This window comes from Bacillus sp. NH11B, assembly GCF_001884205.1.
In the GTDB taxonomy this organism is placed as follows: Bacteria; Bacillota; Bacilli; order Bacillales; family Bacillaceae_G; genus Bacillus_A; species Bacillus_A proteolyticus.
Genome location: NZ_MAOG01000061.1, coordinates 1 through 15808, shown reverse-complemented (window position 1 = coordinate 15808; position 15808 = coordinate 1). Strand labels below are relative to the sequence as shown.

13 protein-coding genes and 3 pseudogenes are annotated in these 15808 nt (G+C 32.2%); 5 read left to right on the top strand and 11 right to left on the bottom strand.

Annotation, left to right across the window (positions count from 1 at the left end):
* Window positions 1-14: 14 nt before the first annotated feature.
* The 5 genes and pseudogenes from BAU27_RS33210 to BAU27_RS30870 form a co-directional block, all read right to left on the bottom strand.
* Window positions 15-143, bottom strand: coding sequence for a hypothetical protein (locus BAU27_RS33210; RefSeq protein ID WP_302848834.1), 129 nt, complete (start codon window positions 141-143; stop codon window positions 15-17).
* Window positions 143-1219 (bottom strand): response regulator aspartate phosphatase, encoded by a 1077-nt coding sequence (locus tag BAU27_RS09280; protein ID WP_071770711.1) that lies wholly within the window; start codon window positions 1217-1219, stop codon window positions 143-145. Before BAU27_RS09280 ends, BAU27_RS33210 begins: the two co-directional genes overlap by 1 nt.
* Window positions 1220-1423: 204 nt before the next feature.
* Window positions 1424-3127: a M4 family metallopeptidase gene (locus tag BAU27_RS09275; protein WP_071770710.1), complete on the bottom strand. Its 1704-nt coding sequence runs from the start codon at window positions 3125-3127 to the stop codon at window positions 1424-1426.
* Between the two features lie 241 nt (window positions 3128-3368).
* Window positions 3369-4457 (bottom strand): ETX/MTX2 family pore-forming toxin, encoded by a 1089-nt coding sequence (locus BAU27_RS09270; protein WP_071770709.1) that lies wholly within the window; start codon window positions 4455-4457, stop codon window positions 3369-3371.
* Window positions 4458-5100: 643 nt separating this feature from the next.
* Window positions 5101-5742, bottom strand: a pseudogene (locus tag BAU27_RS30870) (IS6 family transposase).
* 294 nt (window positions 5743-6036) lie between these two features.
* Here BAU27_RS30870 and BAU27_RS09260 point away from each other — a divergent pair.
* Together BAU27_RS09260 and BAU27_RS09255 are read left to right on the top strand one after the other, a co-directional pair.
* Entirely contained in the window at window positions 6037-6678 is a 642-nt protein-coding gene (locus BAU27_RS09260) for a peroxiredoxin-like family protein (RefSeq protein WP_071770708.1), read from the top strand.
* A gap of 740 nt (window positions 6679-7418) precedes the next feature.
* The gene (locus BAU27_RS09255; RefSeq protein ID WP_071770707.1) at window positions 7419-7583 is read left to right on the top strand and encodes an aspartyl-phosphate phosphatase Spo0E family protein; all 165 of its coding nucleotides are present in this window, start codon (window positions 7419-7421) and stop codon (window positions 7581-7583) included.
* 709 nt (window positions 7584-8292) lie between these two features.
* Here the strand turns inward: BAU27_RS09255 and BAU27_RS09250 are convergent.
* The 4 genes and pseudogenes from BAU27_RS09250 to BAU27_RS09225 all read right to left on the bottom strand — a co-directional run bounded on the left by BAU27_RS09250 (window position 8293) and on the right by BAU27_RS09225 (window position 12471).
* Entirely contained in the window at window positions 8293-8484 is a 192-nt protein-coding gene (locus BAU27_RS09250; protein WP_071770706.1) for a hypothetical protein, read from the bottom strand.
* A 451-nt stretch (window positions 8485-8935) separates the two neighbouring features.
* Window positions 8936-9889, bottom strand: coding sequence for a DUF3994 domain-containing protein (locus tag BAU27_RS09245; protein WP_071770705.1), 954 nt, complete (start codon window positions 9887-9889; stop codon window positions 8936-8938).
* 1233 nt (window positions 9890-11122) lie between these two features.
* Window positions 11123-11965, bottom strand: a complete 843-nt coding sequence (locus BAU27_RS09230; RefSeq protein WP_071770703.1) for a hypothetical protein — start codon at window positions 11963-11965, stop codon at window positions 11123-11125.
* Between the two features lie 130 nt (window positions 11966-12095).
* Window positions 12096-12471: pseudogene (locus BAU27_RS09225) on the bottom strand (SUKH-3 domain-containing protein).
* Between the two features lie 330 nt (window positions 12472-12801).
* Here BAU27_RS09225 and BAU27_RS09220 point away from each other — a divergent pair.
* The 3 genes from BAU27_RS09220 (at window position 12802) to BAU27_RS09210 (ending at window position 14252) form a co-directional block, all read left to right on the top strand.
* Window positions 12802-13488 carry an alpha/beta fold hydrolase gene (locus BAU27_RS09220; RefSeq protein WP_071770702.1) on the top strand — a complete coding sequence of 229 codons (687 nt, stop codon included), beginning with the start codon at window positions 12802-12804 and terminating at the stop codon, window positions 13486-13488.
* 154 nt (window positions 13489-13642) lie between these two features.
* Complete coding sequence (locus BAU27_RS33345; protein ID WP_071770701.1) at window positions 13643-14059, top strand: hypothetical protein; 417 nt, start codon at window positions 13643-13645, stop codon at window positions 14057-14059.
* A 4-nt stretch (window positions 14060-14063) separates the two neighbouring features.
* Entirely contained in the window at window positions 14064-14252 is a 189-nt protein-coding gene (locus tag BAU27_RS09210; protein WP_071770700.1) for a hypothetical protein, read from the top strand.
* Between the two features lie 641 nt (window positions 14253-14893).
* Here the strand turns inward: BAU27_RS09210 and BAU27_RS09205 are convergent.
* Window positions 14894-15262 carry a hypothetical protein gene (locus tag BAU27_RS09205; protein WP_071770699.1) on the bottom strand — a complete coding sequence of 123 codons (369 nt, stop codon included), beginning with the start codon at window positions 15260-15262 and terminating at the stop codon, window positions 14894-14896.
* Window positions 15263-15272: 10 nt separating this feature from the next.
* Window positions 15273-15808, bottom strand: a pseudogene (locus BAU27_RS09200) (hypothetical protein); the annotation flags it as partial.

Below are 15808 nucleotides of genomic sequence, written 5' to 3'. Positions count from 1 at the left end.
ACTCTCTTTTTCAATTAGATAGTTTCTCCATGATCTAAACAAAGTAGATTAACTTTAACTGATTGCTTTTCAATAGATTGATTAGCAATACCAAAAGATAAAATCCCTGTAAAAATCATTACAGTGAAAAGTACTTTTTTCATTATTTCCAGGCTCCCTTCTCTAAATCCTTTTTGTCAGCATCTAGAGCAATGTGAAGGTATCTACTGGCTTGTTCATAATTGTTGAGGTCATAGAACTTATTTCCGAGAATTGAAGCATATGTTTTTACATGACCCCATAGATTTTCTTTCTTGAAGTAATGGATTCCCATCATAATAACTTTCTCTAGCCCCTCAACCTTAGATTCCTTATTCAGTTCTCTTAAGATAGCAAAATGGCACTTATATTCTTTTAGTGTTGTAAGGTTATATCCTTGATTAATTAGATTTGCAGCAAGAAAATTATCTCCTAACTTATAGTATTCCCTTGCTAATAAAAACATAGTTTTGGGGTTATTATTTAAAGAATCCTTTAAATATTTAATCGCTAACTCTGAAAGGTTTTGATCTGCATACAATAATCCTAAATTATGTTTTACTTTACCTATTAGTTTTTCTTCACTATATTTTTCAAATATTCTAAGAGCCGAAATGAAATTATCCTCCGCAATTTCATATAGTCTAAGTTTAGTACAAGAAAGTCCTATGGTATTTTGACAGGAAGCAACTTTTATTTCATACCCTGTATGTTTAGAAAATATCTCTTTTGCCTTATTTGCATATTTAGCAGCCAACAATGGGTTTAAGGAATGATAATGGAATACTGCAAACATGTAATCAAATTCAGCCTTTTCTAATTCATCTGGAATAGTTGCTAAAAGTTTTTCAGCCTTCTCATATTGTCCCTTTGCTTCATTATGATTTCCAATTGAAATTGCATAAATAGCTTTGAAGAAATGATAATAATATTTCAAATATGTTTCAGCTTGCTCTGGAAATGGAGCAAGCTTTTCTAGGCAGTCTTTAGAACCATCTATATCACAAACCAATAAATTATATCTAAAGTTAAGTAGTGAATAATAGATAGAGATATTACTATCTCCTTCAATACTATGAATATTTCTATCTATTTCTTCTTTTAAGTGTTTAGCTTTTATTATATGTTGAGAAATAATTGCATTATACCAACTGCTTAATAATGTTATCATTTCTTCCTTTTCGATTATATGTGCATTCATAATACCCTTCACCCTAATATATTAATTATTACCATAAAAAAAACAAATTTTCTGTTAATTATTTATAAAAGGTTAGATAATACTTAATTTACTATCTGACTTTCCATAACGTAGTCGAAACATTGGCAAAATACGGCTTCTCTCTTGCTTATACAATAATAATGCGATGAGTTCTTCAATGTCGATAAGAACTATATTTCTCGTTTACTTAATTTTTGCTGCATCAAAAGCCTTTTGAACCGCTTGAACTTCAGTTGAGTTAGCTCCATATTTATTCGTCGCAACTCGAATGCATGCTAGTCTTAATTCAGAGAAATCAGAAGTCATGTTTAATTCATCAGTATTTGCATAATGGAAAATATCAAACATTTTATCCTCGCCAATTCCTTTTACAGTTACACCGTTATGAGTTCCACCTGTTGCAATTAGATAAGCAACTTTATTAATGATACTTGAGTTAAAATGAACGCCTCCTTGATCCCATCCATTAAAATCGTTAAATTCACTATAATCATCTGGATAAGGTACCCCAGCTGAAGACGGAACTGAAGACGGATTTGCCATATCACGGAAAACTGATCCAGTTTGTTCTCCCATTGTCCAGTTAAAAGTCCCATTATTTATGTATTTCTCAATAGATGTTCCCATAATATCAGACAATGCCTCGTTAATCGCACCAGATTCTCCATAGTATTCAAGATTAGATTCACTAGATGTAACTGCATGTGTAAATTCATGTCCCGCTACGTCATATGCCTTTACAATAGGGTCTCCATATACAAGCATACTACCATTATCAGCACTTAATGCATTCTGCCAATTTTTCGGATCATTTGTATCCTCAGAGTCCCATGCATGTACAACTGATACTACTTTTTGCCCTTTATTATCAAAACTATTACGCTTGTATTTATCTTTATAAAAATCATATACTTTTGTTGCTAAGTAATGAGCGCTTACCGCCTTTGGATCATTAAACGTTGTTGAAGTGCTAGTTGCTAATGTTCCAGGATAATATTTTTCTTCTTTAGTAATATCCCTGTAATTCACATCATATGTTTCAATTCCCTGCCCTCGTGTATAATCAGCAAGCGCATATTTCCCGTTACTTTGTTTAGAAATGCCGAATGTACGAGATACACCTAAATCATCTTTTCCTGTCCCAGTTAATGGTGCAAGGTTACTTTTTCTACTTTCTTTTAAGGCTCCAACAAGCTTTTCACTAGCTTTTAAGTCCGATTCTTTCAGCATATTTTTCAACATTTCTCCATTATGTGCATTCACTAAATAAGTACCAGATACATAGTTTGGTGTTGCAGCTTCAAATGTAACTTGGTATGCATTGCTAGCTTGTCCATTATTTTCATCAACAAAAATAACTTCCTTTACTTCTGGCTCAGAAATAAACTTGATATCGTTCCCGTACTTTGTATAAATATATTGTTTCGCTTCTTCTTTTGATAGATTAATAGCCTTTTTCAAATCTTCTTGTTTTAAATTTTGCGCACTATCTCCTGAAACACTTTTAATAACACCCTTATTATCTACATGCGCAGTTAATTGATGGCCATATACTTCTTTTCCTTCATATGTTTGTTGCAAACGCACAAGTGTATTTCCATCATAAGAACCACGTTTTTGAAGGACTTTATAATCTACTCCTGTTTCTCCATTCACTTGTTTTTGAGACAAAGCTTGCTCTGTTTTCTCCTTAAGAGCATCTTTTACTACATTCTCTGGTGCCTTTTGTGATGGTTGCGTAAGATCACCTGTACGGAATGAATCCTCCTGAATTTGCACTTGTAGTTGATCTGTTTCCTCTGCATGACTTACTCCATATGGTGTTACAGTTGTTAAAGCTAATCCTGTTGTTAATGCAACTGTAGCTAAAGTTTTTTTATTACTCATGTTTTTCACCTCATATAATTTTCTGAAATATTAACCTCACGAAAATTATACTGTCTATCCATGTCGAAAAAAATAAAAATACTGAATTTATGTAATTTTATGCAAAATTACATAATTTACGATGGAAGAACGTAAACTATCTATTGCTCATAGGGGTAGCACCAAAATCAAAATTCCCAAGAATCTTTGCTTCGAACAAAGGGTTCTTGGGAATTTTATAGTCTAATTTTCTAGTTTTTTCTTAAAGAGATTTATCTTGTGCTTTTGTTTCATATTTTTCATATGGCATTGTTTGTTTTGGTTGATTTTGATCGAATGGGATAAATTCCGCTTGTGCCGCTGTACTATAACCCATTTCTCCTGTATAGTCAAAAGTTGCATTTTTCACTAAGACTTTTTTACCATTGTCATCAAAACTTAAATATGCTGGTAATGGTATATATGGTACATTTTTGAAAAGATTATATATGTCTTGTGAAGTTAGAGTAACTTCTTCAGTATGAACTACAGTTTGGTTACTATTCTTTTTAACTATAGGCAGTTTCAATTTTAGTTCAGATAAAGCCGCGTCAGTTTGGAAAGACCCCGAAAATTTCGCTTTTCCAACCCTCGTAAAATAATTCGTTGTTCCACCTGCGGCAGCAAGTACTTCTTGTGCCTTAAATATAACAGTCTCCTCATTAGTAACGGTATTTGTATCTGTATGTGCAAAATTAAATTCAGCACTAGCTTTAAATGATTGTTTAGCTGAAGCTACAAGAGCATCAACTTTAAATTCAGTGGTAGACTCAAATCCTAATTTAAACCCATATTGGTTTGTCGCAGTAACAGTATCTACACGTTTCATTTGTTTTTCTGTTGTAAATTGTTTTTGTGTAAGAGGTGTGTCATTCCTATAACTTAATAGCTCAATTTTACCCGCTTCTACTTCAGTAACTGTAGTTGGATTAACCGTAATATTTGTTCCAGTACTTGCAACAGTCACTTTACTCAATTGATCCTGTAAACCATAATCAATGGCAGGAGATTTTGTAGTATTACCGTTAGGGTCAGTAAAGGACGTAGCAGGATTTTCTCGTTGTACAGATTCATCATCTGCTATTTTAAATTTTTGACGTAATTCAGGTGAAGCTTCTATACCCCTGGCTAATCTCATATATAAAACCTTTGTTATGTTTTCTTTAGAGTAAGTACTTCCCTGTTGATATACATCATTTACTTGTGCTACTGGTGCTGCATCTGCATGAGATGCAGTTGGTAAAGCAACAAATCCTGTTCCTAACATACATGCAAGTGGAGCAACCATTAATAATTTTTTGTATTTTTTCATTTTTCTTTCTCCTATTCTATTGAAATTTTTGAGCCTGCTTGTAAATTATTATAAAAACTAGAATACTAATTTTTATGATTGTGATACCCTTGAGAGTTTAGAACACTTTAATGCAATAAGATTATGAATTTTCAAACTTAAATAATTTTAATCTTATAAGGAGATCAAACTTCACAAGTGGTATCTGCTATATTTTCACTGGTCATACCAGTTGTGGTTTTATTTAAACACGAATTTTCCGACGCGTAAATAGTAGAATTTTGTCGATTGATTTTAATTATTTGAATATAATGTATTTATGTAAGTTAAAATATTATACTAACAAAATTACTATTTAACTTTAATTTAGTAATTATAATAGTTACAACTTGATATATCTAATAAAAAAATAATTATTTCAATTTATTTAAATATAATTTAATAAACTATTAATATAACTTAATCATACTCTGCATACTGTTTCCCTTTATTTGGATATGTAAAATTGCATCAGAATATAAATTTAAATAAGATGCGTTCTTATAAATAACTAGCTAAGCCCATCGATTTAAGAGATTTTAATATCTCCAAATACAAAAAAGGTTCTGGTGCAAAGATAAAATGAAAACCAGTAAAACGCATATATTCCTAACAGAATTGTATTTTATGCTACAAGTTCAAACAATTGATGGATGAATTCTTTCTGGTTTTGGACAGACTGGTCCCGTAAATCAATCTGTTCTTTTTTAATCATATGCATAGCCTCTACTCCAGAAAGAATGGATGTAGCTGTGTCAAAGCATTTGAACCCTAGCATAGAACGGATTCGTTTCTTTATAAAGCGATGATCTTGTTCTACTATGTTATTCAAGTACTTTTGTTGTCTAAGTCGCATACCGTTAGGTATGCTTTTTCTTTTTTCAACTGTTCAATTGCTATAGGATAAGCTGGATTCTTGTCGACCGTTATAACACGAGGCTTTGAAACATGAATAGACCGCAAAGCTTTCTTGTTTTGCTTAGGAAAAAATCGATTGTGCTTCCTTTCGAATCAACAGCACGATACAAGTACATCCATTGACCTTTTACTTTGATATATGTTTCATCGACTCTCCAAGAGTCATTTGTTTGTTTGAGGTAACGTCGGATCCGTTTATCCAATTCAGGACCATACTGATGAACTCAACGCATAATCGTTGTATGAGAAATGGATAAACTCCGTTCCTCCATCATTTCCACTAAATCACGAATACTAAGATAATATCAGGCTGATAGTGTTTCCATTTGAACAAATTACTCTTTTCCATACCAATCACATACCTTTTTAGAGTAATAGTATCAGTATGTCCAAGTTTTATAGATTTTTTGCACCAGAACCCAAGAAACCTTATAAAAACAAGGATTCTATCAAAATATTTGCTACCAATAATGAGACGTTATGTTAACCGTAAGTGTATAAAATATTCACTTAGATTATAGAATTTATAACATTTAAAACGAATTAACATTTCATACAATACGTCACTACTTTCTATAAAAAAACAAAATTAGTACCTGATACTATTGTTTAGTGTTAACATAGAGATGAAAGGGGATTTGATATGAACTATACACAACAAGTAAAAAAATTTAAAAAAGACTATGTAGCCAAGATTCCCAAAAATGTTCAAACAATTATGCAACGAGCAACAGATGAATTAACAGCATCTAAAAAAACATTTAGTTTAAATGTGGGGACAAAAGCTCCTAATTTTACATTGCATAATCATAATGGGATTCCTGTCACTTTATACGAAGAACTAAAGAAAGGACCTGTTATCCTAACATTTTATCGAGGAGTGTGGTGTCCTTATTGTAATATGGAATTGCGAGCATACCAGGCTATCCTAGACCAATTAAAGGAACAAAATATACAATTACTTGCTATTAGCCCTCAAATACCTGATCAAACTCTTACTACACATGAAAAAAATCAGCTACAATATCATGTATTAAGTGATTTAGATGATAAGGTATCAGAGACATATGGAATTAAATTTACAGTCCCTGATTATATGAGAGAATACTATATAAAGTTTGGAGCAAATTTACCTCTATACAATGGAAATGACTCTTGGGCCTTACCCATACCAGCTACTTATTTAATTAATAAAGCTGGTGAAATTACATTTACTCATGTGAATCCAGATTATACAAATCGAATAGATCCTCAAGATATACTGCAAATAATAAAAAATAAATAAGCCTATTAGGCTTATTTATGAGAACTTCCGAGAACGATAATTATGTAAATACGAACCTCCTTCAGCAAGTAAACTGAAGGGGGTTTTTCTAGATACATTGAATCCCAATAAGTGGGATTATGGTAACTACGGTTGTGTAGAATGTATATGTTTGATTTTAAAATAAATATGTATATACAAGTTTTATAATTGTTACGGTTGCTCCAAGATAAGCAAACCATTCCCAAAGGGGTGTTTTTTGTTTAGAATCAGTCATATTGTTATGTCCTCCTTTTTAACATCTTTTAAACAATATATTATCATGATTATGAGATTTTTGAGTAATTAGATCATTTCAATTAAGTAGTTTTTTACTTCGAATAGATTTTGTAATCTCTTTATGTATACATTCTTGAATGTATACTTTTCTCAGTGTTTTTACTAAAAATAGCTAAGGTAGGATAGACCTAATAAAGTCAAGGAAATGAATATAAACTAATGGGTAAAAGTTTACATTCGATTTTGTAATCATTTATAGCTCATTTTGTAATAAATTCACCCGATATAGATATAAATGTTAAATATGGAATTAATGCACCAAATTAACTAAAAATAATATATAATAAAAATATGATGGTTATCAATTTTATTTACCCCATGTTTTAAAGATAGGATGGAATTCTCCAATCTTATTTTTTTGTTTGTTTATTTAAGTATGTTTCCAAATAAGAGTAAAGCGATAAGGGAGTTTTTAACTAAAAGTGGATATTAAGACTTTAAATGATACGATAGAAAAGCGAAAAGAAGAATTGTTTCAGTTGGTTATAAAATACGGGTTTAGTCACAAGAAAGTAATTCACGTTAGCCAGGAGCTAGATCTTATAATTTATCAGCTAATGAGAAAATCTAAAATAAAATCACATTAATGTAAGACAAAAAGGAACCCTTTTTATAAGGATTCCTTTTTGCTTACTTACTAAATTCAGCAAGTAAAATATTTTTATCATTTTAGCCAAGAAGACTCCTTCCTCAAGGAACGCGAAGTGAGTAGGTGGGAGATGAATTGGCTAAAATGATAAATATACATATAGTTACGCGCAACTATAAAACATAAGGAGCATTCATTTTACTATGTTCGTCATGGTACTGAGCGCAGATAATAACATCCTCACTCCATTGTGGCAATCATATTCCTTTTCCTTGTTTTACTTCCTCAAGCGCTTGTCCGAAATTCATTATTCCTCCTCTATTTTCGTTCATTGTGTTCGTTTATTTTGTTAGGATTATCGTCTGAGTCCCTCAATCCATAAACCGATATAAATGTCGGTCGTAACGATAGATTGTTTGATTTTATTAATCATCCCCTCACCCCTTATCATCTCTTAACGCCTTTAACTGTTCTATTTTCTTCAACACCGGCTCATCATGGCACTTTTCTGCCTTGTTCATCTCGCTAATCCGATAACCAAACTAAACCATCAGTAAAGTAATAAGCGTACCTACTAAATACCAATTGAGGCATCCCAACCAAAACATCCCGTCACTTCCTTCGCAAAATAAAACAAGACGCCACCCAGATCACGGCAGCGCCTACAATAATTGCTATAAACTTAATCAAGTTCATTTATCCTTACATTATTTATTTCTTTGCTTCCATACCCCATTCTCTTTACCATAAGTATTCTTGCCATTCATGAAATCAGCTGTATTACCAGGAACACTATATTTCTTGCTCTTTTTCTTAGCCTTCTTCTTCAGCCTTTTCTCCTCTTGAATAGCTTGCAAATCCGCCTTCCATTGTTTCAACAAATCCTTTTCACGTCGCATCGAATTTGTACCCCTTGGATTAAAATGTGAACCAAATAACTAGATTCTACCTATTTATATGATATCCTTTAATCCAAATGTCCATTCTGTTCAAATTCACGTTTAATGTGTAATTTCTATATAACTAAGAAAAAAAGCACCCGTTATGGATGCTATACCTTTTTATCTAACTTATGTATTTAGGTGTCACCATACATGCCCATCAACTTAAGAAAACAAATCCACCCCAAAACGAAAAAATGAGCTTTTTTATTACAAGTTAGGACAAAATCTCGTTCTGGGAGAGTTGTATTTTCTTAGGTTGATAGCGATGTGGCGGTACCCCAATCAGAGGAAAACAGAATAGATCGTAGTGATTACCTCTATTTGTCTTGCATTTTTAACTATGGGCTGGATAGTTACGACGAAGAAAAGATTAGGCGACTATACCTAATCCGTTTCCTTTTTATCATTACATTTGCTTTGTATATCGAGTTATTTTCATAGAATCTTGGTTAAATAATTGCAAATTCTTTTTATCATAGTTTTGTACTTTGTACTTAAGGTCTTTATGAATAACTTCTGCTTCCTGACCATTTACAAATTGTTTGTCGATATGTAATCGTAACTCTTTGGATGGAACATCATAAGTCCATGTACCTTCAATGTGGTTACCTTTCTTTGGATAATCTCCATATAGGTAAACTTCAAACTGTTTTGGATTACCACCTTTTAAGATAAGAGAAGGTTGGAAACCGTTTTTCGTTTCAAAACCCCAGTTAGCAATTAACTCAGTTCCATCTACTACGTTCTTTTCTACTGCTTCAAGGTTAGTACCTTCTTTATTATCCAACTCGTTTAATTGAGCTTCTGTTATTGCTCTGTTAGGAGAGCCTTCTGTGAAACCAAGTTCTTTTATGAATTTAAACCAGTACTCGTCACCTTTCTTGATTTCATTATCAGACTCTTCTAGTAATTCTTTATCAGTTCTACCCCCTTTAGGCATTTCTTTTCTAGAAAATACTTCTTTCGATAGTTTCATTGCCTTTGAGAAGTGTTCCATTGAACTCTCTACATCTTTATGGACGTCTGCATACTCTTTAGGAGGGTCAACTTCATTAAACATATCAATTGTTCTTTCGAGTCGTTTAATTCTATCTATAATCGCTTCCCTTGTAGTAGTGTTATCCGAGATATGACTCAGTTCATTGTTGTATGCTTTAAAGTCATCTTCTAAATACTTACAATAAGTGTTGATATCTCGTTTATAAAACTCAGCAGGTACTTTATGAGTTTTAGCTACTTTCTTCGATTCTTGTTTCTCTTCTTGCTTTGCTTCGGCTTTTTCTTTTATCTTGTCTTCCCCACCACACCCTGTTAAGAGTATGATAGGGAGTACTATGGATAATACCTTGTTCGGTTTCATAACATATACCCCTTTAATATTTTAATAAGCTTTTATCGAATTTACCGAAAGAATTCTCCTTCCTCAAGCGTGTGAAGGGCGTAGCCCAACGGTAGGTGGGAGGTGAATATCGGTTTGGAATCGCCAAAAACTTTTGATAAACTAGCTATATGAAGTTCTTTGATAACTTGATATATGAGGTTGCAGGAAGAAAATAGAGTGCGAAAACCAAGCCATTCGGTTCCTGCGTAAAATATCAACCGTACCAAAAGAGCGTCCAAGCGTTGGACATCTAGGGGTGGAACACCCCGAAGTAACGCTCAGGGAGACGAAAGGTTACTTTCGTCGTGGAACTGAGAAGCTCCCACTTCAAGCTTTGCTAAGTGGCGAGTAGTTCACAAAGTAACCTCTACCTTAAAAATGGATTTTTCTGCAATAGCATGCAAATGTCTCGTTTCCCACAACATAATAAATGATTAGATTAACTCAACAAATTTTGTTTGTTGCAAATTCAAGTTATCTTGTGATAAAAACGTAGAAAATGCTTCAACTACTGCTTAGGAATCTAATCCAATAATTATGCGAACATCACCCATTTCCAGAAAAAAACCACAATTACCATTATAACATTTCCAATAAAAGACTAATGAGTTTTTATATAATTGGAGTCTTAATTTGAATAAATTTTGTAACTACTCAGTTACTCTGTAAAAAAAGAAAGAAAAGCATTTTTTTAAATGGGCGATAGGGACTGGCGATGCATAGAAGCGGTCAGTTCCTTTTTCTGCCATGCGCAAAGTTTTAAAACACAGAAATGCAGCGAGGTGTAGGGCCATTTTTTTCTTTATGGCAGCAATTATCCCCCTTACTAACCTTCTAAAAACAATGTATAGCTGAGTAGTTACTGTAAAAAAATATAATTTTCCAAATAACTAATTTAAATTATTAAAATTAGTTAATATAAAAAAATTATGATAATTGCGCACTAACAGTAATAGTAAGTCCAAAACCTAAAACTAGAATAATCCAAGTCCAATATTTATTTCGAATGAAAAATAACGCAGAGTTATCTTTTATTTGAAGTCTTTCTCCGGTTTTTTCATCGACGAGTGTTCGTACACTATCAGATATATTATATTTCCCCTTTGTTTTTATTATGAGATTTCCTATGTCTTCAGCTTGTTCGGGATGATGTCCAATATTAAATTCGCATGTTTAGAGATTTTACTTGCCTTATTTGGATATCTTATCATCCTATTTACTAGGAAGCTGCGACAGACGCTCCTTATAATTTTTAGACACTAAAATATTTAGAAGGCCTATCATATTATTCGTCTCTTGTCTCGCCTCCTCATATGCTTGGGAAAAAGCTATTTTATTCTCTTTAGGGTTTTCTATGTTTGCTAACTTACTCCAACTTTTTTTCAGTTTATCATTCTTTTGAAATAGCCCTTGATCTACTCCGCCTTGGGCGACAGGAGCCATATAATCAAATTCTCCACCTTTTCGGAGGTATGTAAGTGCCTCTGTAATCTCAGCAGTATTTGAGAAATCTTCCTTTCTTGCAGGAGCTTCTAGCACACGAAATGCAGAAACTGATGCATATGCTACTTTTACAAGTGCCCTTTCTAAATTTGTTATTTCATCCCATGATTTATATTGAAAAGAAGGATCTTGTTGTACTGTTATAAATGCATATCCTTCTTTCACCCAATCTGGCGATAAATTTTCAAGTGGTTCTTCTGTGCGAATATTAACAACCGAATCACCATAATTAGATATATCGGTAGTTCGATTATTTTCACTTGTAACACGGCGAATCGGATGATCCGTGTAAAGTATATAACCGCGTTTATCAATACGTTGCTGAAGTTCTTCTACTGTTGTTTGTATACCAATTTGTCCTTCTTCCTTCTTTTGTTCATCTTGCTTTTCTTTTTCTGTAGTGACTTCCTCTGTTTTATCTGATGTTATATGTTCCTTTTGAGGCTCTTCTTTCTTCTCTACTGGCTTTACTACTTCTTTTTCCTTACAAGCAGATAATGTAAATAATGAAGCTACTAGCAATATGCTTACTATTGTTTTTTTATAATTCATATATATACCCCCTTCTATTATTATACATAATTAACAAAAAAGAGGGTAATATTCTTATAGAAATTGGATTTATCATTATAGGAGATTAGGAGATAATTTTGAACTAAAAAAATATTACTCCCCTTTAAATTCATCCCAAAGCACTGTCTCCTATCCACCCTGTTGATCTGAATAATCTTCCTGGTCCTAACCGAAATCATATAGTGAACCTATAGGAATAACTTTATCATCAATAAAATCATCTAAGCCAAAACACGAACTATCTAACACACCTATCACTTCCTTAATACAAGTGGTATGTTCAGATATTGTCTTAGACCCATTTGAACGAATCTTTTCAACATTGATTCGTAATTCTCCAAACTCCTCCATAAATTTTTTTGCACTTTCAAAAATTTCAAAGCCTCTTTCTTCAAGAAACTTTACATTTTCTGATATGTCTATTTTTCTCCCCTCGTACCATCCCGCTTTTTTAATTCTTCTATTGTCTTATTTGATATTTTCATTCCTCCTAGTAATCAATGTTATAGAATCCAGAAAACGTTAACACAGACAAACTAGAGAGGAATAACATTCCATATAAAGTGGAGGGTAATAAGGTGTATATTCCAGAAGATGCATTTGATGATGCAGTAGTGTGCTGTTCTTAGGTGAGCATAAAACCGTAGAAATGGTTAATTTCTACGGTTTTTATTGCATTAATTTAAAATTCTTTCGTAGTAGCCCATCATACCTTGAATCGTTTCCGTACTCCTAAAAGGTTAATTTTGTAAAAATGTATTATAATGGATTTTGGAAATATAAAATGTTAAATGTATTAGAGGGGGAGAGATATTATGGCAACATTTATACTTGTACACGGTGCATGGGATGGTGGATATGTTTGGAGGGAAGTTGCAACACAGTTGAGAAAAGAGGGACATGAAGTATATACACCTACATTAACGGGACTTGGAGAAAGAGCGCACCTTGCACATCCGGGTGTAGGATTAAAAACATATATTCAAGATATTGTGAATGTTATTCACTATGAAAAATTAAAGGAGGTTATTTTAGTAGGGCATAGCTATGCTGGAATGGTAATAACGGGGGTTGCAGATATTATTCCAGAATGCATTAAAAATATTGTGTATATTGATGCAATGATTCCAAATAACGGAGATTCTGTAATGGATATTTCTGGCCCGGAAATGTCTTCACATTTTATAGAAGAAGTAAAGGTTCATGGAGATGGATGGCGTATTATTCCAAGAAATACGTCAGATCAAAGAAAAGTTGCTATGCCGCTATTAGCATTTACACAATCAATTGAAATGAATAATTCGATAGTGAATGAGATCCCACATACATATATAGAAATTCTTGATCATCCTGCAAATTGGCCAATGGCCCCTATTTTTCAAAGATCCGCTGAAATAGCAAAGGAGAGAAAATGGGATGTATATTCAATTCAAAGAGGTGGGCATTGGGTTATGCAAACAAACCATGAAGAATTAGCTCGTATTTTAGAAAGATGTAGTTAATAACATAAAAAGAATGTACATAAGAAATTTGCTTAGCGTATATTTTTATTAAAATTCTGGTGGTACGTCATATAGTGGAGGACTCTTATCAGAAGGGTTATACTTTTATTCCCAAGTACTGAAACCGATACTACATAAATAGGAGGAACAGACTTTGCTTGAACTTAGTATAGGTAGACTAGAGCCTTACTTTCTTATACTTGTAAGCATTATTGTATTGGTGTTTCAAAGTATTGTCTTTGTAAGAATAGTAAGAGACTGGTTTAGAAATAAGGACATAGAAAAATTAAAAGAAGACAAACAGTACATTAAGAAACTGACTATAGTATACATCGGAATTATGATAATAGGTATAATAACAAACTTACCTCTATTCGGATTCATATTGTTAGGTTTTATGTCTAACAGTATTATACTAACATCTTTAAAGATAGAACTATCCAATACCAAGTCAAATCAATTAAAGACTGTAAAGAACTCAAATTTCATATCATGGTTCGTAATAAATGCTATACACTTAGTGTTTTTCTTTGTAGAGGAAATAAAACTTATTAAAAGTATTTTGGGGTAGACTCATGGATAACGATATGACTTCGTATGCTTCACTGATGAACTACATAATAATTGTATTACAACTAGCTATTTTTCTAATGGTAGCTTTATACTTTATCAAGAAAGACTTATTGAGAAGTATAATTAAGAAGATGGTAAAGAAAGACATTAAGATAGTAGATGTAGGTCTTTTAAATGCAGTAAGGTATTGATTGTTTAAAGGTATTATTATTCAAGTAATAGTTGTACTACTTATAAGTGCTTTTTACGGGTACACTCTAGTAACACCTATGTATGTAAGTTTTGCAACAACTGTTGTTCTCTTAGTATTCTTTTCATTCGAGTTAAACTATAAAATGGAAGAGAGTACTTTTAATAAAACAAAAAGAAACGTATTCTTAATACTGTCATTCTTAGAAACTTACATAACTAATATCATATTTGATTTATTTTAGGAACTTTATATGTTTGATGAAGATTGAGATTTACCTAAACATAATACAAACTGTGCTTATAACTTCCAATAACGGAATTTATGTAAACACAATTACTCTTATCTTTTAGATAAGAGTAATTGTGTTTTTTAAAACATAAAAAATCAGGAAATCCTTTACATTGTAAGCGTTTTCTTTTATAATAATAATGGGTTGGATGGCACGAGTGGCTATCAGGGTATCTGGCGTAGGTGGGGCCGATACTATGGACAGGTTAGAAATATTGTTTTTTACTATTATGAAATTCTACATATATTATAAAAAAGAGTGGAAAAGGAACTGACTCATAATCTTATGAGTCAGTTCCTTTTCTGTTTTGCTACCGATAAGTAGCCTTATGTTAACTAGGGGTGTATAGCCTATTCACAATACAGTTGTAATCTATCAACTTTCAAAATAACATATTGTCCTATCAAGTACTGATAATCTTCAAATAAATCACTTGTGATAAAAAAACCTACATCTAAAACATTATCTTTTAACATTTCACCAAAAAGCATATAACTATAATTATTTATATGTTCTATTTTTTTCAAATTTATATCTTTTTGTTCCTCTATATCCAAAATATCATTTACAAATATATCTATTTCAGCCTCATATTCTTTGTCTACTTCCAGCTTTTTTGGTGATACATCAAATCCTATAACTTCTTGGTTATTTACTAAAAAGTTTACTTCTTCCTCAATAAAAGGGGCAAATTTATATATTTTTATCATGTTATTCATAATTTCACCTCTATTCTATAGGATTAATAACAGGAATATTTTTACCGTTATTCAACAATTTCCAAAAAGTTTTACCACTTTCAACATGATATGTTGTAATTTCTCCTAAATTATTTGTTCCTACAAATTCAAACTTAGCGTAACTTTTTATAGGAACACCCTTGGGATTAGTTAAACTACTATTCTTCATAAATTTAACATATCCTGTCCTTAGTTCTCCTTTATAATTGTACTGAACTTTTGTTCCATTTTTTATTACATTATTAGCTCCTGCTAGATACTCAACTGCATTGGAATATGTTCCTCCAAATTCACCACCATGCTTTATAAAATGTGATTCTAATTTTTCTGTATTTCCGAATTTTAGTTCGCTGGCCTTTGCAACATTTCCAGATTTTCCGACTTTATCGACCTTGGTGACTTTGTCAAAGTATCCTGCATCATTTAATATTTTTGGTTCTGGTGCAAACACTCCTAAACTTGGACATACTGATACTAGTACTCTGAAAAAGGATGTGATTGGTATGGAAAAGCAAAATTTATTCA

Bases quoted from the DNA above. Each gene is read 5' to 3' on its own strand.
- BAU27_RS33210 (WP_302848834.1), bottom strand. From the start codon at position 143: ATGAAAAAAGTACTTTTCACTGTAATGATTTTTACAGGGATTTTATCT.
- BAU27_RS09280 (WP_071770711.1), bottom strand. From the start codon at position 1,219: ATGAATGCACATATAATCGAAAAGGAAGAAATGATAACATTATTAAGC.
- BAU27_RS09275 (WP_071770710.1), bottom strand. From the start codon at position 3,127: ATGAGTAATAAAAAAACTTTAGCTACAGTTGCATTAACAACAGGATTA.
- BAU27_RS09270 (WP_071770709.1), bottom strand. From the start codon at position 4,457: ATGAAAAAATACAAAAAATTATTAATGGTTGCTCCACTTGCATGTATG.
- BAU27_RS09260 (WP_071770708.1), top strand. From the start codon at position 6,037: ATGAACTATACACAACAAGTAAAAAAATTTAAAAAAGACTATGTAGCC.
- BAU27_RS09250 (WP_071770706.1), bottom strand. From the start codon at position 8,484: ATGCGACGTGAAAAGGATTTGTTGAAACAATGGAAGGCGGATTTGCAA.
- BAU27_RS09245 (WP_071770705.1), bottom strand. From the start codon at position 9,889: ATGAAACCGAACAAGGTATTATCCATAGTACTCCCTATCATACTCTTA.
- BAU27_RS09230 (WP_071770703.1), bottom strand. From the start codon at position 11,965: ATGAATTATAAAAAAACAATAGTAAGCATATTGCTAGTAGCTTCATTA.
- BAU27_RS09220 (WP_071770702.1), top strand. From the start codon at position 12,802: ATGGCAACATTTATACTTGTACACGGTGCATGGGATGGTGGATATGTT.
- BAU27_RS09210 (WP_071770700.1), top strand. From the start codon at position 14,064: ATGGATAACGATATGACTTCGTATGCTTCACTGATGAACTACATAATA.
- BAU27_RS09205 (WP_071770699.1), bottom strand. From the start codon at position 15,262: ATGAATAACATGATAAAAATATATAAATTTGCCCCTTTTATTGAGGAA.